Consider the following 18,783-nt stretch of genomic DNA (forward strand, 5'->3'; position numbering starts at 1 on the left):
CTAAATCTGCGACATCAGATCTAGCGGGTCGTACCAGAGTTCTTTGCGACGCACTGGCGTCTCCTTCGGCAAAAACGGGTTTTTGATGACAAAAGCGCGACGCTCGGACAAATGTGCTTTATTAATTGAATCGCCATGATGCTTGAGGAATATCTGATCAAACGTCTTATCGGCGATCATGATATTCAAACCCCGCTCAATGCGTTCAGCGAGTTTGGCGTTCTGCCTGGAGACAAAGAAATAGTAAGGCCAGGGATAGTAAATCAGCGTGCGCTGCTCAATCTGTATCTGCGACAAATAATCCCGCCGGGCCTGGTATTCAGCGAAAATCTCGTTCACGCCCCGGGGAAAATGATCAAACCGGCGTTGCGCCAGCATCTTGAACAAGCCTTCGTAGCTACTGGCCGTCACTACCTGAAAGCCGTTCTTCTCATAAACCTGGATATCTCCCCACCCCAAGCCCTGTCCAATGCTTAATAAACGCAGATCGGAGAGATTTTCGAGGGCGTCGAATTTGGCCTGAGTTTCCTCTGTGATCAAGCTGATGCGATAACCGAGTAGCCCTTTGCGCAAGGGAATGCGGATGGGGCGCATCAAACGCTCTTTCTCATCCGAGGTGGAACTCCAGGCCACATTAAGAACGGATGAGCCTCTATCCAACTCCGCAAGATAGCGGGCTTCACTCATCGCCAGCGGCGTCTCCTCCAACGAATAAGGTCCGTATTGATCCACCGTTTTATCCAGGGAGACTTTCAACATCTCCACCAAGTCGATAAACCGGGTGTCCTGCAGGGATTCAGAGGCGGGGAAAATGACTTTCAACGGCCCGGCGGCCCAGGCGACCTGACAGGCGAAAAAGGCGATTCCAACGATGATTAACTTCATAACGGAGCCCCATCATGAAATGCAGATGGCGTTTATCCTTAAGCTTAGCAAAGCCTGGCGAGCAGTCACGCCTCCCAGGCTCCCCCCCCTTTCTTACGCAACTTTTTCTTTGGCGAGAAGCCGGCTGGCTTGGAGCCAAGCCACTGCGTAAATTCCTGCACTTCAGGCAGCGCCCGCAGGCTTTCAAGACTGTTGTAGTGGACCGCCAGCTCAGATTCAGACTTCAATCCATGAATGAAGCTATGACAAGGGCGACAGACCCAGACAATGGCCTTATTGAGATAATCCCGATCATAATGACGGCGAATATTTTTTTTGCCGTGCAGCGTCTTCGGAATCAAATGATGGCGAGTCAGAGACGGGACTTCGCGACGACACAGCTGGCAGCCGTCAATGTCACGGGGATAATTCCGTTCTGAATCCAACATTTTCAGATCCATTCTCAGCGTCACACATCCTTAGTGGAGTAAAGCATATAATTTGCGACGGTATGTCCGCACCAGAGGATGCGCGGCGCCCAGCATGTCGAAAAGCTCTATCAACGTTTTTCTGGCGGCGTCATCGCCATAACTCCGATCAGTCTGCATCAGGTTCAACAGGGCCTCTACCGCATCCTCGAACTTGTTGTTCATGATGGCGTGCAAAGCGAGCTGAAAGCGTGCTTCAGCGTCGGCCGCATTCGCCTGCAAACGTTGCTGAATATCCGCCAGTGGCGCGATAGCGCCAGCCTTTTCAACAAAGCGTATGCGCGCCAGCAACTGTTTGACGTCCGGGCGCCCCTGAATATCCGCCGGTAAGCTGGACAGGATCGTCGACGCTTCGTCCTTCTCTCCCAATGCGACTTTCACTGCGGCGATATCCACCAGAATCTCCATGTTGTTGGGATCCGCCTGATTCGCCTGAGTCAACATCGCCAGCGCCTGCTCGGCCTGACCTTGCTCAACCAGCGCGCGGGCTTGCTCACGCAATTCCGCGCCCGGGCTTTGAATGTAGCGCCCCAGTAATTCGCGCACTTTGGATTCCGGCTGCGCCCCGCTGAACTCCCCCGCCAACTTGCCTTGATGGACCAGCTTGACCGTAGGCAGACTGCGCACGCCCAAGTGAGACGCAAGCTCCTGCTGTTGGTCCGCATTCACCTTGGCCAGAATAAAAGCGCCCTGATACTCCGTCGCCAGCTTTTCCAGAATAGGCATCAGTTGCTTACACGGGGCGCACCAGTCCGCCCAGAAATCCACCAGCACAGGAACCTGCATGGATTTTTCCAGCACTTCCGTCTGAAAGTTTTCTAGGGTCGCTTCGATGATATAGGGAGATTCGGCCATGTCAGATATGACTCCGGTTTATAAAAAAGCCAGGCGCAACGAAAGACTCCGCCCGCCTGAATTGTCGGGAAGATGCAATGCAAAAGAATGTGAGGGCGAACGAGCGCAAAAACAAGGCGTCATGGTCCCATCGCCTCCGAAAGGCTATAATTTAACCAGCTCCGTCAGATGTACAACAGGGCGACACCGGAATCCGACGGCCAAACCGCCACATGTGCAACAAAGCCGCCACCAGCGGCTGTCACGCTGAGGAGGATACAGTATGTCAATGTCCAATACGCTCCAACGATTTCTGACCAGTCATAACGTGAATTATGAGGTCATTACCCATCCGTACAGTGAAACATCCATGGCAAGCGCGCAAACGGCGCATGTTCCCGTGGAAAGAATGGTGAAAGCAGTCGTCCTCAAAGATGAAAAAGGCTACGTCATCGCCGCCATTCCATCCACCAATCATCTCAACCTGCGCGAGATCAATCAGGCGCTGAAGCGTCAATTATCTCTGGCCAGCGAGGAAGAATTATGCGAACTGTTCGGTGATTGTTCCGCCGGGGCCATTCCCGCTGTCGGAGAAGCTTTTGGTATGCCGACTATCTGGGATGAGCAACTGGCTTATGAACCGGATTTCTATTTGGAAGGCGGCGACCATCAGGAACTGGTGCACATCTCCCACTATGATTTCATGGAGATGATGAAAAGCTGCCCCCACGGCACATTCAGCGCGCATAACTAACGTCGCCGGAGCGCCCGTTCTATGAGCGCTCCGCTAATTCCTCCCACCAGCATTACAACTTACTCACTTATTTTATTGCCGCGTCTCACTTTAACTCGCGTTATTCGTCCCCCATCTAATTCGCCATGAGCAAATGGTTATTCATTACTGACAAGATCACCGCACATGACAGAAAGTAATTTTGACTCCGATTCAAAGCATTCCGAATACATAGGCAAGGACGAAGCTGAAGACAGTCGCGCTGGCGGCGCGCTGGTGCTTCCCGGTCAGGTAATGCCCAAGCGCATTTATTTGCTTCCCATCAGCAACCGACCTTACTTTCCTGCTCAGGTTCAACCGTTGGTCATTAACGCCAGCCTGTGGGAAGAAACCCTGAAACGCGTTGGCAAGACCGAACACCAGATTCTGGGACTGACTTACGTAGAGAAAACCTCCTCCCCGGATGAGCCGCCCGACACCAATGACTTCGCCCATGTCGGCTGTGTAGTGAAAGCGCATAATGTCGTTAACGAACGCGGCAAATTGCAGTTTATCGCCCAAGGTTTGCAACGTTTCCGCATCACGCAGTGGCTGCGTCGTACGCCGCCTTATCTGGTTGAAGTCGAATACCCTGAACCGGCGAAAGAATCGGAGAAGGAACTCAAGGCTTATGCGATCGCCCTGATAAACACCATCAAAGAGTTGCTGCCGCTCAACCCACTGTACAGCGAAGAACTGAAACAGTATCTGAGCCGCTTCAGCCCGGACGAGCCCTCCGCATTAACCGACTTCGCCGCCGCCATCACCACGGCGGAAGGTCCAGCGCTGCAAGAAATACTCGATACTGTGCCACTGCTCAGGCGGATGGAAAAAGTATTGATTCTGCTGAAGCAGGAACTGGAAGTCGCCAAGCTGCAAACCCAGATCAGCGCAGAGGTGAATCAGAAAATCAACGAGCGCCAACGTGAATTCTTTTTGCGCGAGCAGCTTAAGGTTATCCAGAAGGAGCTCGGGCTGGCTAAAGACGATCGTACAGCTGATGTCGAGGAATTCCAGCAGCGTATGAGCGAACGTCATCCGCCGGACGCCGTACTTAAGCGCTTTGATGAAGAAATCAAAAAGCTGTCCATGCTGGAGACCGGTTCGCCAGAGTATGGCGTCACCCGTAACTACCTTGACTGGCTCACACAGGTTCCCTGGGGCGTTCATACCGAAGACAAACTCGATATCGCCCACGCCCGGGAGATTCTCGACAAAGAGCATGATGGTCTGGATGACGTTAAAGACAGAATTATCGAGTTCCTGGCGGAAGGCTCTTTTAAAGGAGAGGTATCCGGCTCGATTCTATTGCTGATCGGCCCTCCCGGCGTCGGCAAAACCTCCATCGGTAAATCCGTCGCAGCGGCGTTGGGCAGAAAATTCTATCGTTTCAGTCTGGGCGGCATGCGCGATGAAGCGGAAATAAAAGGCCACCGACGCACTTATATCGGCGCGATGCCAGGAAAAATGGTGCAGGCGTTAAAAGATGTCGGCTCCGCCAACCCCGTCATCATGCTCGACGAAATCGACAAAATTGGCGCCTCTTACCAGGGCGATCCGGCCAGCGCCTTGCTGGAAACGCTGGACCCGGAACAGAACAACGAGTTCCTGGATCACTACCTGGATGTCAGGCTGGACCTGTCGAAAGTGCTATTCGTTTGCACCGCCAACCAGTTAGACACTATTCCGGGACCTTTGCTGGACCGAATGGATGTATTGCGTCTTTCCGGTTACATCACAGAAGAAAAAATGGCCATCGCGAAAAACCATCTTTGGCCAAAACTTCTTAAGCGCATGAACCTGAAAAAGAAACAGGTTTCCATCACTGACGCCGCACTGCGCCAACTGATCGACGGCTACGCCAGGGAAGCCGGCGTGCGTAATTTAGAAAAAAGGCTGCATCGATTGATCCGCAAATCTATCGTCCGCTTAATGGAAAACCCAGACCAACCGATAAAGATCGGCGTTAACAACCTGGTTGAATTCCTTGGCCAGCCTCTGTTCCGTAAAGAGAAAAATCTGCGCGGCGTTGGCGTGGTCACGGGACTGGCCTGGACCGCCATGGGCGGAGCCACGCTTCCGGTTGAAGCCCAATTAATTCACTCCAGTAACCGGGGCTTTAAACTGACCGGGAAACTTGGCGATGTAATGCGCGAGTCTGCAGAAATCGCTTACAGCTATGTCTCCGCTCACCTGAAAGAATTCAAAGGCGATCCCGAGTTCTTTGAGCGCGCCTTCGTTCATCTGCACGTACCGGAGGGCGCCACGCCCAAAGACGGCCCCAGCGCCGGCGTTACGATGGCGACTGCGTTACTGTCCCTGGCGCGCAATCAAACGCCGAAAAGCAATGTTGCGATGACAGGAGAGTTAACCCTGACCGGCCAGGTGTTTCCGGTAGGAGGCATACGTGAAAAAGTAATTGCGGCGAAACGCGGCGGAGTGAATGAAATCATTCTGCCCGAAGCCAATCGACGTGATTATGATGAACTGCCGGAACACATTCGCTCTGGTTTGACGATGCATTTCGCCAGTACATTCCAGGACGTCTACAAAGTCATGTTTGGATAACAGTCATATCACTCCATCCTCTTGGAAATGGATGCTAAATAATGCTCTGGAGAGCCACTTTTTCCTAGGCCGCATACCGTATCGGAAATCACGTATTATGCGACTTTTGGTGGAGTTTTATACTGACATTTACCAGTTGTGATGATGTTTTGTCCTGTCTTTCTAGTATAGAAAAGCGTTTGAGGTGCTCTCCAAGCACCTTTTTTTTTGCCTTAAATTTTTGCCTCCGAAAAAACTGCGCGAAATCCTTATATCCAAGACAAATGCGCATCTTTTCACCGCGACGCTTTGAGGTTAGTATTCCAACTGGTCAATAGGCCAATGGCCTTAAAATAAAAGTCTATTAACGATTAGACCATAATATGCCAGTATGAAGCCCCGTCCGAAAAAGAGCCTCAGAGCTCACTCTACTCGGCGGCGTCTGAACCTGGGATAACTAATAACTTAAATCGGGAAGACAATAATGAAGAAACAGATCGCTCGGAAAGTATTAGGTGTTGGCGCTTCAATTTTATTAATGGGCGGCTTGAACCTGGCTAACGCAGAGACTATCAAAATCGCCATCGCCGGCCCGCAGTCCGGTGACGTTGCTCAGTATGGCGACATGCAGGTAATCGGCGCGGAAATGGCCGTTGAGCAGATCAACGCTGCTGGCGGCGTAAACGGCGACAAATTTGAGGCAGTTAGATACGACGACGCCTGTGAACCGAAACAAGCCGTTGCCGTAGCCAACAAAATCGTTAATGACGGCATTAAATTCGTAGTGGGCCATCTTTGCTCCAGTTCCACTCAGCCAGCGTCTGACGTTTATGAGGACGAGGGCATTATCACAATCACTCCAGCATCCACCAACCCTGACATCACTGAGCGCGGCTATCAAATGATCTTCCGCACCATCGGTCTTGACAGCCATCAGGGTCCAACCGCCGGCAAGTTTATCGCCAGCGTGGTTAAGCCTAAGCGCGTTGCGGTTATTCACGACAAGCAACAGTACGGTGAAGGCATCGCAACTGCGGTTAAGAAAACTCTGGAAGAGAAAAACGTCAACGTCGTTCTGTTCGAAGGCGTAAACAAAGGCGATAAAGACTTCTCTCCTCTGATCGCCAAGCTACAGAAAGAGAACGTAGATTTTGTTTACTACGGCGGCTACCACCCTGAGCTGGGCCAGATTCTGCGTCAAGCGTCAGAGAAAGGGCTGGGCATCAAATTCATGGGCCCTGAAGGCGTGGGCAACAAAGACATCAGCCAGATCGCAGGTAAAGCTTCCGAAGGTCTGTACGTAACCCTGCCTCCTGCTTTCGATCAAAGACCGGAAAACAAAGCTTTGGTTGACGCGTTCAAAGCGAAAAGCCAAGACGCCAGCGGCGCATTCGTAATGACTTCCTACGCAGCAGTTCAGGTTATCGCTGACTCGATCAAAGGCGTAGGTTCCACCGATACTGATGCGATCCAAGCCTACCTTCGCAGCCACTCCTTCAAAACCCCCATGGGTGAAATTGCGTTTGACGAAAAAGGCGATTTGAAAGGTTTCGACTTCGAAATCTATACCTGGCACGCTGACGGCTCCAAAACCGTAGTAAAATAAACCGTATCGCTTCATAACAACACCTTCTTTCCGGTTCGCCGGGAGAGGGTGTTTTTATTAGCAAAGCCTGTCAGTTTCTAGGCCGGTTCACATCTTCCGGAGTAACACCCATGCTAGAAGTGATTCTTTACTTCATTCAGCAATTAATTAACGGAATTACCATTGGGAGCACTTATGCTCTCATCGCCATAGGCTACACCATGGTCTACGGCATCATTGGAATGATTAACTTCGCCCACGGCGAGGTCTATATGATAGGAACCTACGTCGCATTCATGGCTATTTCTGGAATGGCTATGCTGGGTGTGGAGTTCCTACCATTAATATTCCTGGTCGCCCTGCTTTCAAGCATGTTGGTGTCCAGTAGCTTCGGTTGGGCCATAGAGCGCATCGCCTACCGCCCTCTACGCGGCGGCAACCGTCTGATTCCTCTTATTTCAGCCATAGGGATGTCCATCTTCCTGCAGAACTATGTTCGTTTAGGACAAGGTTCACGGGACATCGCCATGTCCTCCCAGATTAGCGGCGGCTGGAGCTTCGGTCCTGAAGACGGCTTCCAGGCGTCCCTGTCCTATATCCAGATTCTGATCTTCGTTGTCACCATTATCTCCATGACAGTGCTGACGTTGTTTATCTCCAGATCCAGAATGGGCAGAGCCTGCCGCGCCGTTGCACAGGATTTGAAAATGGCGAACCTGCTGGGCATAGACACCAACCGCGTCATCGCCTCCACCTTCGTTATTGGTGCTGCGCTGGCGGCGGTTGCAGGGACGCTGCTCGGCATGTACTACGGAGTCGTGAATGCATTCGTCGGATTTATTGCCGGCCTAAAAGCCTTTACCGCAGCCGTTCTTGGCGGCATCGGCAGTATTCCTGGCGCAATGTTGGGTGGCATTATTCTCGGCGTCACTGAGAGTATGACTGCCGCTTATTTCAGCACCGAGTACAAAGACGTCGTCTCTTTTGCGTTATTAGTGCTGATCTTGTTGTTTAAGCCGACAGGCATTCTCGGCAAGCCGGAAGTGGAGAAAATCTAATGCGCAAGAATCTGCCGTTCGCTTTATTCACGGCCGTCATTACTCTGGTTCTGTCTTTGCCGATTTTGGGCCTGAAACTGACTCATGAAGGCACCAAACTGGTACTGGAAGGCGCTACGCAAAGCACCTATGTGTATATTTTGCTTGCTGCTGCAGCGGTTTTCTTGAGCCAGCTGTTTAGAGAGCAACTGAACACCGCTAAAGCAGCGATCAAGCCTAAAGGAAATATTCTGGCCAAGCTTATGCCGCCAGAAGAAAAGCGCGACATGGCAGGCAAAATATTTTTTGTCGCCCTGCTTATCGCCGCAGTTCTAATTCCTTTCAATACTGGACGCATCTGGTCTGATATCGCCACCTTAGCGCTCATCTACGTTATTCTTGGACTTGGTCTGAATATCGTAGTAGGCCTCGCAGGCTTGCTTGACCTGGGATATGTCGCTTTCTACGCAGTCGGCGCTTATAGCTACGCCTTACTGTCGCAATACTTTGGTATGTCATTCTGGGTGTGCCTCCCGATTGGTGCATTGCTTGCTGCGACATTCGGCTTCTTGCTCGGCTTCCCGGTATTGAGATTACGCGGCGACTACCTTGCCATCGTGACTTTAGGTTTCGGGGAAATCATCCGTATTCTCTTGAACAACCTGACCAGTCTGACAGGTGGACCTAACGGTATTGGCGGCATCCCTAAGCCAACCATTCCAATGCTGCAGTTCGATCCTGAATTCTCCATTGTTAGCCTGGAGTTCAGCCGCAGAGCCTCCGAAGGCAATGTTGCTTTCCACGAGTTCTTTGGCGTTCCTTACGACTCTTCCTTGAAGGTTATCGTACTTTATCTCATCGCGCTGGTGCTGGCTCTGGCGACAATCTTTATCGTTCGCCGCTTGATTCGCATGCCTGTAGGACGCGCATGGGAAGCACTGCGCGAAGATGAAATAGCATGCCGCTCGCTGGGTTTGAATCGCACAGCTATCAAGCTGTCCGCCTTCACCATCGGAGCAGCGTTCGCAGGTTTTGCAGGTTCCCTGTATGGCGCTCGCCAAGGGCATATCAGCCCCGAGTCGTTCATCTTCTTCGAGTCAGTCATCATTCTCGCCATCGTTGTTCTTGGCGGCATGGGCTCGCAAATCGGCGTCATGGTCGCAGCGGTTCTGGTGGTGCTGCTTCAGGAGTTGTCGCGGGAGTTCGACGAGTATCGCCTACTCGCCTTCGGCATGGTCATGGTGTTAATGATGATCTGGTGCCCACAAGGCCTGATCCCAATGAAACGCCCACATCTGCAGTTGAAACAGGAGTAGGACAATGCTGTCTGTTCGCGATTTATCCATGAGGTTCGGCGGCCTGCTCGCAGTAAACGGCGTGTCGCTGGACGTCAACGAACGGGAAATCATTTCCATTATCGGCCCCAACGGCGCAGGTAAAACGACTGTCTTTAACTGCATCTCCGGTTTCTATAAGCCGACTTCGGGGCAAATCACCTTCAAAGGCAAACCGGTTCAAGGGCTGCCTGACTTTAAGATTTCTCGTCTTGGAATGGTTCGCACGTTTCAACACGTGCGCCTGTTCAACCGCATGACGGTGATTGAAAATCTGTTGGTGGCGCAGCATCGTCACGTCAACACCAACCTGCTCTCCGGCTTATTGAAAACGCCTTCTTATCGCAAGAAAGAAAGCGAGGCCATGGAGAAAGCCGCCTATTGGCTCAAAAAAGTCGACCTACTGCCACTCGCCAACCGCGAAGCGGGTAACCTCGCTTACGGTCAGCAACGCCGTCTGGAAATTGCTCGCTGTATGGTGACAGGACCAGATCTGTTGATGCTGGACGAACCCGCAGCCGGCCTGAACCCGAAAGAGACCCGGGATCTCGACGAGCTGATAGTCAGCCTGAAGCATGACTACAATGTATCCATCCTGTTGATAGAACACGATATGGGACTGGTCATGGGCATTTCTGATCGCATCTATGTCGTCAGCCAGGGCACGCCTTTGGCCAATGGCACGCCTGATGAAATTAAAACGAACGACGATGTCATCAAGGCGTACTTGGGAGAAGACTAATGCTTACACTCGAGAATGTTTACACCCACTACGGCAAGATCGAAGCTCTGCACGGCATCAGTCTGGAAGTCAATCAAGGTGAGATCGTCTCATTGATTGGCGCCAACGGCGCAGGTAAGACCACGCTGTTGATGACGGTCTGCGGCGACCCGAGAGCCAGCGATGGCCGCATCACCTTCATGGGCAAAGACATCACCGAAACACCCACATCCGAAATCATGCGTAGCGGTATCGCTATCGTGCCGGAAGGGCGTCGTGTTTTCTCTGGGCTCACAGTGGTCGAAAACCTGCAGATGGGCGCCTTCTTTTCTGACAAGAGCGACTTTGTGCGCACGCTGGAATATGTCTACGACCTGTTCCCACGCTTACGCGAACGTCACAGCCAACGTGCAGGCACAATGTCTGGCGGTGAACAGCAAATGCTGGCGATCGGGCGCGCCCTCATGAGCCATCCTAAAATGCTGTTCCTGGACGAGCCATCGCTGGGTCTGGCCCCGATTATCATCAACCAGATATTTGAGATCATCGGCAAGCTCAGAGAAGAAGGCATGACCATCTTTCTGGTGGAGCAGAACGCTAATCAGGCGCTGCGTCTGGCGGATCGGGGTTATGTACTGGAAAACGGCAAAGTCGTCCTTCAGGATACTGGCGCCAATCTGTTGGTGAACGAGGACGTCCGCAAAGCTTATCTCGGCGGCTAAACATTACCGCCCTTCTATACGGCGGCGCAGGCTACCCTGAGCGCCGCCTTTCCTTAAAAGTAATACCTGTAGACTATTCCAGCCTCCCATCTACCGTCACTGCGATTCCATTCCTGGGACAGGTGGGCCCTGAAAGCATGGTTTTGCGCCAAGTCGAAGTTTTGCTCCACCACTCCGCGATAGCGTATTTCATCACTGCTAAAGTACTCGCCTTCCACTTTGATGGACTGAAAGCCCCAAGGCAAATTTAATAGATAGCCCGCGCTTAATCCTGCCGCCGGGGTGATCCAGGTTTTAAAATCCGGGTCATGCTCCAGACGCGCCGTCAAAAAACCAAACAAACCCAGCCCTTCTGTTACGTCATAACTGCGTCCAGCGCCACCATTTAGTTGATAAGCCTTGTCACTGCCAACATCGCTCCATACACGCTCAAAGCCCGCCTGCACCTTCCATGACAATGGACGCAGAAACTTATTCACCGGGGACTGAGAGATAATATTAATGATGTCGAAGCGATGCAGCTCCCAGCCGTCATTCTCGAAATAACGTAACTGGGCGTCGCCCGCGATTATTTGAGCGCCTCGGGGATAACCTTCCTGGCGATCCTGCAGATCATGATAACTGTATCGAAATTGAAGCTGAGTAAAGCTATCGCCATCACGACTGCCCCCTCCAATGGCCACCATAGTGCTGCCATGTCCAGTCTCGGGAGGCTCTGGTGCTTCTGGCGCAACGCTATCCGCAGGTAGTTGGCTTATCTGCTGTAGCAGTTTAAAGCTACGGCGCGCCAGATCGGGACTCCTTTGCGTCTTTCTCTGTTCATAGCGAGTATAGCTATACGCCGTCTGCGCAACAGCTCCTTGCCGGGAAGGCGGTAAAGCACTGAAGTCCATGGACGCCATCATCTCAGGATTCGCCGCCACTTGGTAGGCAAGTTCTCTTTCAGGATCAGCCAGTCGGCGTATTCTCTCCTGCAGCAGCACAGCCTCTGAGGGACGGTAGCGCCGTTCCGCAACATAACGCCCTTCAATGACCGCACGCACAGTGTCCGCTGGTATTGCAGTAAAAGGAAACTTCGACGTCAGAGGCGCAGATGGCCGCGCGATCTCCAACAACTCAAGAAGACGGAAAGCGCAGTTTTCATCTAAAAAGTAGTACTTGAACCGCACGTCTTTCAGCTCCCACAAGTGCATCAGCATACGCTCTACTTCCTGGGGAGTCAGATTCAGGCGATACTCCCACATATCCCGGTTTTCCATGTAGCTGTACTCTTTGATCTTTTCAAAATATCTCATCATGCTGAACTGACCAGGGTAGCCGCCGGCAAGGCCTCGATACGCAAAGAAAATGGAATTGTCATCCCCATTAATAGTCGCCCCAAAGTTTAGCGCCCACGACAACCATTCTGAGTCGTCTTCAACGTCAGCGGGGTCAAACCTCAGAAATGTATGTCCGAACATTGACGACGGACTATTTAAATAAGCCGCTGGGAAAATCAGAGAGACTTTGGCCGCGTTTACCTCCTCTCGCCACTGGCGATACTCAGGGCATGATGAAGGCGCCTGCAAGACGGAATTATTCGGAAGCTGCGCCTCAAGCCACTTCTTACGCAAAGGAAAGCGACAGGAAATATTTTCTCTGACATCTCTATCCGCGCTCGTCATTGAGCGCAGGGTCGCTTCAAGCTCGACCTCTGCATCAACCTTTCCTGTTTCCGCCAGGAAAAAATCGGGATCATCAATGAAACTTGAATAGCCTGTTGGGCTTAAAGAATCAGAGCGAAAATGCAGCAATCCTAGCCATTCCGAGGATGAAGCCAAGGTTTTTAGCAATGGCTGCTGGTCGTTTAAGTCATTAGCAGCAGCCCCAGGAAGAGCAGCGAGTACGGGATTGATAAAAAGAAATGCAACAGGAAGAAAAACGGATAGGAAATGCTTCAACCGCATAGGGCGTCATGCGCTCTCGATTAGGACGGGGTAAGAGAAAAGAATCAACGCCCGGACTACCGGGCGTCGCTTCATGTTCTGACTTCAAGCGGCGTACTTGGAAAGCCTCACGTCGGTCTTCATCACATCCATGACGGACTGCATGACTTGCTCCGCCGTTACATTTTCACTTGGGAACAGCTGATTAAAGTTATCATGCATGACCTGGTTAAAACGTGCGCGGTCTTCCTGCTTCACCTCCAGAGCGACAGCAACAGTGGTTAAGGCGTCTCCATGGCCTCGCGCCACATCCTCAGAAAACTCATCCATAATTGGCGTGAGGTTGACCAAGGGGGATCCGCCGTAGGTCAACACGCCGTTAGCCGAACATCCGTTGGTTCCTGAGGTCATGCCGAATGTGTTATTACCTGAGGTACCATTAGTAATAGTGGCCAAAAGATGGATAGGTAATCCGCTCTCCCCTGCGAACAGCATATTGCCCCACCCACAATCCGGCCCCCCTGGGGCTTCGGCAAAAGCGCCGGAAGTCATCGACAAAAACCCAACAGCGAGCATCATTTTTCTCATAACGATTCCTCTTTCAACGTTAGCTTATTCTCGTCGCGTACCATTTGTGCAAGTATCAGCGCCCATCCCGGCAACAAACGCCAACCAACTCATTTAAACGAGTTGCGACAAACTCTTTCTGAAATAGGCATCAAACAGCTATGCTGAAACAGAAACGCTTGGTCATTTCTCACCAGGGCGTACAGACTTTGCGCCATTACATGGCCCGAGGTAAGCCTAGTTCAGGTATACAGGCAGATCAAATTGTGAACGTCACATCAGATAAATTTAATACTCTTACGAACGCCGTTCTCAAACTTGGATTGTTAGGGGCGCTACTATTTCTCAGCGCTTGTAGCGGGTTGCTTTTCTATCCGGACAAGCAGATCTATCGCACACCCGATCAAGCTCAAGTTCATTATGAGAACGTATTTCTCAACACACCGGATGGCGAGCGGCTTCATGGATGGTTGCTTCGCGCCTCAACCCCGCTGCGAGGAGTTATCTATTTCCTGCATGGGAATGCAGAAAATATCAGTACCCATTGCGGCAACGTGCTATGGCTTCCTCAGCAGGGCTATGACGTATTCTGTCTGGATTACCGGGGGTTTGGCCTATCTTCCGGCAAACCAGATATGGCAGGAGCGCTTAGCGATGTAGGCGCCGGTTACGAATGGTTGAGAGCGTATTATTCCGATGTAAACACGCCTTTTTTTGTACTTGGACAAAGCATCGGCGCAGTGCTCAGCATCAATTTTGTGGGCCAGATTCCTCCCGATACAGCTAAGCCCAGCGCCGTCATCGCTGACGCACCCTTTAGCGATCTGAGAGATATAGCTCGGGAAAAACTTGCTGCAGGATGGTTGACCTGGGCTTTTCAATATCCCTTTTCCTATATGCTTCCAGCGGAGTACGACCCAGTAGACTACGTCAGAAATATCTCCCCCATCCCTTTGCTGTTAATTCATAGCGCCTCTGATCAAGTCATTCCTTATCACCATGGGAAGAGAGTATTTCAGCACGCGGGCGACCCCAAGTACTTCTTAAGCACCGATACGCCTCATACAGCTACCTTTAGCGTTCCAGAATATCGCCAAGTATTGCTGAACTTTCTCGATAATCCCGAGCAATCTCCACTTTAAAATGTGTCTCGCCCTGAAATAGGTTGACACCTATTTCAGGACGGGTCATTGGCATAAAAAAAGCCGCATGAAGCGGCTTTTTTCTTGAGCGTGGAATTAACCAGCCATCCCCGCTTTTTCGTCTTCAGTCACTTCCTTCATAGAAAGTTTGATACGACCGCGAGCGTCAATATCCAGCACCTTAACGACGACTTCCTGACCTTCTTTCAGATAGTCAGTGACGTTCTCTACACGCTCTTGCGCGATCTGAGAAATATGCACCAGACCGTCTTTACCAGGCAGGATATTCACAAAGGCGCCAAACTCAACAATGCGCTCAACCTTACCACGGTACAGCTTACCAACTTCCGCTTCAGCCGTGATCTCGGTGATACGATAAATTGCCTCGTCCGCAGCCAATTTGCTCTCAGCGTAGATACGCACAGTGCCATTGTCGTCGATATCGATAGAAGCGCCGGTGTCTTCACAGATAGAACGAATGGTTGCGCCGCCCTTACCGATGACATCACGGATTTTATCCGGATCAATCTTGATGGTTTCCATCTTAGGCGCGTTATCCGCAACAGAGTCGCGTGGAGCGGAAATCACTTTATTCATCTCACCGAGAATATGGAGTCGCGCGTGCAGAGCCTGCTCCAACGCAATTTCCATGATTTCGTCGGTAATACCGTTGATCTTGATATCCATCTGCAGCGCTGTGACGCCCTTTTCGGTACCAGCCACTTTAAAGTCCATATCACCCAAGTGATCTTCATCGCCCAGGATATCGGTCAATACAGCAAAGCTTTCGCCTTCTTTAACCAAGCCCATTGCAATACCTGCAACTGGCGCTTTCACAGGAATACCTGCATCCATCAGAGCCAAGCTGCTGCCACATACGCTGGCCATTGAGCTAGAGCCATTCGACTCCGTAATCTCAGAGACACAGCGCACTGCATAGGGGAATTCCTCAAGATTCGGCATCAACGCTTGTACGCCACGACGCGCCAAACGACCATGACCGATCTCGCGACGACCAACGCCGCCAACTCGGGAGGCTTCGCCCACAGAGTATGGAGGGAAGTTATAGTGGAACAGGAACGAGTCTTTCTTCTCGCCTTCCAGCGCATCCACCATCAATACATCACGCATAGTGCCCAGAGTCGCCGTTACCAGTGCCTGAGTCTCCCCACGAGTAAACAGAGCGGAGCCGTGGGTATTCGGCAATACGCCGACTTCAATTTTCAGATCACGAACAGTTTTGGTGTCACGGCCGTCAATACGTGGCTCACCCTTCAAAATGTTCTGACGGACACAAGCCTTTTCAAGCTTGCTGAAGTACTTTTTGACCAATTCAGCTTCGAACTTGCCTTCTTCTTCACCAGCCAGTTCTTCTTCCGCCTGTTGGCGAAGCTCGCCCAATTTGGCGTAACGATCCGCTTTAACACGGATGCCATATGCTTCGCTGATAGAGCCAGCGAATTTGGCCTTCAGCGCTTCTAAAAGTTCAGCATTAACTTCTGGAGCCTGCCAATCCCACTTGGGCTTACCAGCTTCCTGAGCGAACTCTTTAATCGCCTGTACAGCCACCTGCATTTCCTGATGAGCGAACAATACTGCGCCAAGCATCTGGTCTTCAGTCAACTCTTTTGCTTCTGACTCAACCATCAGTACCGCATCTTCGGTGCCTGCGACAACCATGTCCAACTTGGAGTTTTCAATTGCCTTAAAGCCTGGGTTCAAAAGGTAACCGTCTTCGTCAGTGTAGCCAACGCGGGCAGCCGCCAATGGGCCCTGGAAGGGAACGCCAGAAATTTCCAATGCCGCAGCAGCGCCAATAATGGAGGCGATATCTGGATCAACATCCTTGTTTGCTGACATAACAGTACAGATGATTTGCACTTCATTCATGAAGCCATCTGGAAACAGTGGGCGAATGGGGCGGTCGATTAGTCGGGATGTCAGAGTTTCTTTCTCTGATGGACGCCCCTCACGCTTAAAGTAACCGCCAGGAATGCGCCCAGCGGCATAGGTTTTCTCTTGATAGTGAACAGAAAGAGGGAAGAAATCACGACCTGGAACGGCTTCTTTCTCTGCAACAGCGGTGACCAAAACAACAGTATCGTCCATTGTCACCAACACGGCTCCAGTGGCCTGGCGAGCTATTCGGCCAGTTTCCAGAGTGACTGTTGAGTTGCCGTATTGAAATGTTTTACGAACTGGGTTCACTTTGACTCCTTACGAGTGTTTTTAATTTTTAAGCTTAAATTTTAATCCGGAATCAGCTGCTACTTAGCGATTCGAGCCTTAGATACCCAACAAAGGAACCTTTGATTTATTCGATCTCTCAACAAGATCGCAGACTTCTCCAACACTTAAGGAGCAGGTGTGTACAGAAAATTTCCGTCAGCGCCCGACCCTCTTGCTTCAATTCATCTGGCGTAGCGCCTTCTGAAAATCATCAAGTATCGAATAAATCGGAGGTTCCTCAAAAAGTAACGGGGTATCAAATATTTGATACCCCGGATACTAAAGCAATACCTTTGTCTTCTTAGCGACGCAGACCCAGTTTCTGGATCAGGCCAACATAACGTTGGGTATCTTTGCCTTTCAGGTAATCAAGCAATTTACGACGCTGGTTAACCATACGGATTAACCCGCGACGAGAATGGTGGTCATGCTTATTCGCCTGGAAGTGCTCTTGCAGCTTGTTGATATTTGCAGTCAACAGAGCAACTTGAACTTCAGGAGAGCCAGTATCACCTTCCTTTACTTGATATTCCTTAACAATAGCCGATTTTTCGGTAGCAGATAATGCCATGATTTTTCTCCAAATATGCGATTAATGCGGAAACGACCGCGCATATTAACAGCCGCCCCATTCATTCAGCGCTTAGTGCGCTCACATTCAGTAACCGAACAGGCTTTACCGTTCCGTCACTCATCACTTCTCCCAAGCCAATAAATCTACGTCCGCCAGAATACAAACGCACCTTACCCTCGCTTGAGAGAGGCGATATTTTAACCGTTTGCCCTTGGATAATCGAGCCTGTATTAGCTTCATCCAACAATATTTCAGGGAAATACCGAACCGATGAATCAACAGGCAGCAAACGTCGTTGATATTCCTCTGCAGCAGCCTGGCGTCCACTTTCATCCTCAAATGGCGCAAAGGTGACGCTATCCTCTAGCACAAATGGTCCGCACCGAGTGCGTCGCAATTCGGCCACATGCGCACCACATCCTATAACTTGACCAATATCCTCCACAAGGTTTCGAATATACGTCCCTTTACTGCAAAGAACCCGCAAACGTAAATACGGTGGCGTATACTCCAGAAGCTCAAGCTCATGAATTACGATGTCCCTCGCTTCACGCTCGACCTCAATGCCTTGCCTGGCAAGCTTATAAAGCGGAGTTCCTTTGTGCTTAAGCGCAGAGTACATGGAGGGAACCTGTTTTAGAATCCCCCGAAATTGCTCAAGGATGTTTTCCAATTCGGAAATAGACAGATCAGGAATAGACGACTCACTAATGATATCGCCCTCGGCGTCAGACGTGGTGGTAGTGCGACCAAGGTAAGCGCACGTCACGTATTCTTTATCGGAATCTAACAGCAGCTGGCTAAACTTGGTCGCTTCACCGAAACACAAAGGAAGCACTCCGGTCGCAAGAGGATCCAAGGCTCCTGTATGGCCCGCCTTCTGCGCATTCAGCGCATACTTAACCTTTTGCAAAACCGCATTGGAAGTCCAGTCTTGCGGTTTATCAACAACCAATACGCCATCTAAAGGCACGCCTTTCTTACGCCTTGCCACCGCCGACTCTACCCTCAGTTGAGACTATCATCTTTAGTGTCAGTAGCGCCGTTATCTTTCGCACGTGCTTTCTGAATCAAAGCTCCCAAACGTTGCGCATTACTAACGGAAGCATCGTAATGAAAACGCAGTTGAGGCATGACCCTAAGCTTAATTGCACGCCCCAACTCGGAACGCAAGAATCCAGCCGCGCTCTCCAGAACTTTCAGAGAAGCTTTAGAGGCGTCGCCATCTTCCACATCTTTCAAATTCAGAACGGTTACGTATATATCAGCGTACGAGAGGTCTTTACTCACTTTAACGCTATTTACAGTAACCATTCCCAAGCGGGGATCCTTCAACTCCCTTTGAATCAGCTGCGCAAGCTCTTTTTGGATTTGTTCCGCAACTCTGTCTAATCGACTGAACTCTCGAGCCATTTATATCTTTACTCTTAATTGCATGCACG

The 18,783-nt window shown here is 51.0% G+C and carries 17 protein-coding genes; 8 read left to right on the forward strand and 9 right to left on the reverse strand.

The window, feature by feature from the left end:
• The 3 genes from O5O45_RS20120 to O5O45_RS20130 form a co-directional block, all read right to left on the reverse strand.
• A complete protein-coding gene (locus O5O45_RS20120; protein WP_305901136.1) occupies window positions 1-885 on the reverse strand; it encodes a substrate-binding periplasmic protein in 885 nt (294 codons plus the stop codon).
• Between the two features lie 65 nt (window positions 886-950).
• Window positions 951-1,313 (reverse strand): hypothetical protein, encoded by a 363-nt coding sequence (locus tag O5O45_RS20125; protein ID WP_305901137.1) that lies wholly within the window; start codon window positions 1,311-1,313, stop codon window positions 951-953.
• Between the two features lie 30 nt (window positions 1,314-1,343).
• Entirely contained in the window at window positions 1,344-2,207 is an 864-nt protein-coding gene (locus O5O45_RS20130; protein WP_305901138.1) for a thioredoxin family protein, read from the reverse strand.
• A 268-nt stretch (window positions 2,208-2,475) separates the two neighbouring features.
• Between O5O45_RS20130 and O5O45_RS20135 the strand changes: the two genes are divergently transcribed.
• The 7 genes from O5O45_RS20135 to O5O45_RS20165 all read left to right on the forward strand — a co-directional run bounded on the left by O5O45_RS20135 (window position 2,476) and on the right by O5O45_RS20165 (window position 10,904).
• Window positions 2,476-2,940: an aminoacyl-tRNA deacylase gene (locus O5O45_RS20135; protein ID WP_305901139.1), complete on the forward strand. Its 465-nt coding sequence runs from the start codon at window positions 2,476-2,478 to the stop codon at window positions 2,938-2,940.
• A 165-nt stretch (window positions 2,941-3,105) separates the two neighbouring features.
• Entirely contained in the window at window positions 3,106-5,526 is a 2,421-nt protein-coding gene (lon, locus tag O5O45_RS20140; protein ID WP_305901140.1) for an endopeptidase La, read from the forward strand.
• A 463-nt stretch (window positions 5,527-5,989) separates the two neighbouring features.
• On the forward strand, window positions 5,990-7,111 hold the full coding sequence (locus O5O45_RS20145) for a branched-chain amino acid ABC transporter substrate-binding protein (protein WP_305901141.1): 1,122 nt from the start codon (window positions 5,990-5,992) through the stop codon (window positions 7,109-7,111).
• 110 nt (window positions 7,112-7,221) lie between these two features.
• Window positions 7,222-8,148 carry a high-affinity branched-chain amino acid ABC transporter permease LivH gene (gene livH / locus O5O45_RS20150; RefSeq protein WP_305901142.1) on the forward strand — a complete coding sequence of 309 codons (927 nt, stop codon included), beginning with the start codon at window positions 7,222-7,224 and terminating at the stop codon, window positions 8,146-8,148.
• Window positions 8,148-9,443: a high-affinity branched-chain amino acid ABC transporter permease LivM gene (locus O5O45_RS20155; RefSeq protein WP_305901143.1), complete on the forward strand. Its 1,296-nt coding sequence runs from the start codon at window positions 8,148-8,150 to the stop codon at window positions 9,441-9,443. Before livH ends, O5O45_RS20155 begins: the two co-directional genes overlap by 1 nt.
• Window positions 9,444-9,447: 4 nt before the next feature.
• Window positions 9,448-10,203, forward strand: a complete 756-nt coding sequence (gene livG / locus O5O45_RS20160) for a high-affinity branched-chain amino acid ABC transporter ATP-binding protein LivG (RefSeq protein WP_305901144.1) — start codon at window positions 9,448-9,450, stop codon at window positions 10,201-10,203.
• Window positions 10,203-10,904 carry an ABC transporter ATP-binding protein gene (locus tag O5O45_RS20165; RefSeq protein WP_305901145.1) on the forward strand — a complete coding sequence of 234 codons (702 nt, stop codon included), beginning with the start codon at window positions 10,203-10,205 and terminating at the stop codon, window positions 10,902-10,904. Before livG ends, O5O45_RS20165 begins: the two co-directional genes overlap by 1 nt.
• Window positions 10,905-10,957: 53 nt before the next feature.
• Here O5O45_RS20165 and O5O45_RS20170 read toward each other — a convergent pair whose 3' ends face one another.
• Complete coding sequence (locus O5O45_RS20170; protein ID WP_459077234.1) at window positions 10,958-12,850, reverse strand: Lnb N-terminal periplasmic domain-containing protein; 1,893 nt, start codon at window positions 12,848-12,850, stop codon at window positions 10,958-10,960.
• An 84-nt stretch (window positions 12,851-12,934) separates the two neighbouring features.
• On the reverse strand, window positions 12,935-13,417 hold the full coding sequence (locus tag O5O45_RS20175) for a DUF3015 domain-containing protein (RefSeq protein ID WP_305901147.1): 483 nt from the start codon (window positions 13,415-13,417) through the stop codon (window positions 12,935-12,937).
• 140 nt (window positions 13,418-13,557) lie between these two features.
• Between O5O45_RS20175 and O5O45_RS20180 the strand changes: the two genes are divergently transcribed.
• Window positions 13,558-14,538 carry an alpha/beta hydrolase gene (locus tag O5O45_RS20180; protein WP_305901148.1) on the forward strand — a complete coding sequence of 327 codons (981 nt, stop codon included), beginning with the start codon at window positions 13,558-13,560 and terminating at the stop codon, window positions 14,536-14,538.
• Window positions 14,539-14,634: 96 nt separating this feature from the next.
• On the opposite strand, the gene pnp is transcribed toward O5O45_RS20180, so the two are convergent.
• The 4 genes from pnp to rbfA form a co-directional block, all read right to left on the reverse strand.
• Window positions 14,635-16,746, reverse strand: a complete 2,112-nt coding sequence (pnp, locus tag O5O45_RS20185; RefSeq protein ID WP_305901149.1) for a polyribonucleotide nucleotidyltransferase — start codon at window positions 16,744-16,746, stop codon at window positions 14,635-14,637.
• Between the two features lie 322 nt (window positions 16,747-17,068).
• Entirely contained in the window at window positions 17,069-17,338 is a 270-nt protein-coding gene (gene rpsO / locus O5O45_RS20190) for a 30S ribosomal protein S15 (RefSeq protein WP_305901150.1), read from the reverse strand.
• A 61-nt stretch (window positions 17,339-17,399) separates the two neighbouring features.
• The gene (gene truB, locus O5O45_RS20195) at window positions 17,400-18,335 is read right to left on the reverse strand and encodes a tRNA pseudouridine(55) synthase TruB (RefSeq protein WP_305901151.1); all 936 of its coding nucleotides are present in this window, start codon (window positions 18,333-18,335) and stop codon (window positions 17,400-17,402) included.
• Between the two features lie 14 nt (window positions 18,336-18,349).
• Window positions 18,350-18,754 (reverse strand): 30S ribosome-binding factor RbfA, encoded by a 405-nt coding sequence (gene rbfA, locus O5O45_RS20200; protein WP_305901152.1) that lies wholly within the window; start codon window positions 18,752-18,754, stop codon window positions 18,350-18,352.
• Window positions 18,755-18,783: the final 29 nt, after the last annotated feature.

The organism is Hahella sp. HNIBRBA332, assembly GCF_030719035.1.
GTDB lineage: Bacteria > Pseudomonadota > Gammaproteobacteria > Pseudomonadales > Oleiphilaceae > Hahella.

Coding starts and splice junctions, on each gene's coding strand:
- O5O45_RS20120 (WP_305901136.1), bottom strand. CDS start 885: ATGAAGTTAATCATCGTTGGAATCGCCTTTTTCGCCTGTCAGGTCGCC.
- O5O45_RS20125 (WP_305901137.1), bottom strand. CDS start 1,313: ATGTTGGATTCAGAACGGAATTATCCCCGTGACATTGACGGCTGCCAG.
- O5O45_RS20130 (WP_305901138.1), bottom strand. CDS start 2,207: ATGGCCGAATCTCCCTATATCATCGAAGCGACCCTAGAAAACTTTCAG.
- O5O45_RS20135 (WP_305901139.1), top strand. CDS start 2,476: ATGTCCAATACGCTCCAACGATTTCTGACCAGTCATAACGTGAATTAT.
- lon (WP_305901140.1), top strand. CDS start 3,106: ATGACAGAAAGTAATTTTGACTCCGATTCAAAGCATTCCGAATACATA.
- O5O45_RS20145 (WP_305901141.1), top strand. CDS start 5,990: ATGAAGAAACAGATCGCTCGGAAAGTATTAGGTGTTGGCGCTTCAATT.
- livH (WP_305901142.1), top strand. CDS start 7,222: ATGCTAGAAGTGATTCTTTACTTCATTCAGCAATTAATTAACGGAATT.
- O5O45_RS20155 (WP_305901143.1), top strand. CDS start 8,148: ATGCGCAAGAATCTGCCGTTCGCTTTATTCACGGCCGTCATTACTCTG.
- livG (WP_305901144.1), top strand. CDS start 9,448: ATGCTGTCTGTTCGCGATTTATCCATGAGGTTCGGCGGCCTGCTCGCA.
- O5O45_RS20165 (WP_305901145.1), top strand. CDS start 10,203: ATGCTTACACTCGAGAATGTTTACACCCACTACGGCAAGATCGAAGCT.
- O5O45_RS20170 (WP_459077234.1), bottom strand. CDS start 12,850: ATGCGGTTGAAGCATTTCCTATCCGTTTTTCTTCCTGTTGCATTTCTT.
- O5O45_RS20175 (WP_305901147.1), bottom strand. CDS start 13,417: ATGAGAAAAATGATGCTCGCTGTTGGGTTTTTGTCGATGACTTCCGGC.
- O5O45_RS20180 (WP_305901148.1), top strand. CDS start 13,558: ATGCTGAAACAGAAACGCTTGGTCATTTCTCACCAGGGCGTACAGACT.
- rpsO (WP_305901150.1), bottom strand. CDS start 17,338: ATGGCATTATCTGCTACCGAAAAATCGGCTATTGTTAAGGAATATCAA.
- rbfA (WP_305901152.1), bottom strand. CDS start 18,754: ATGGCTCGAGAGTTCAGTCGATTAGACAGAGTTGCGGAACAAATCCAA.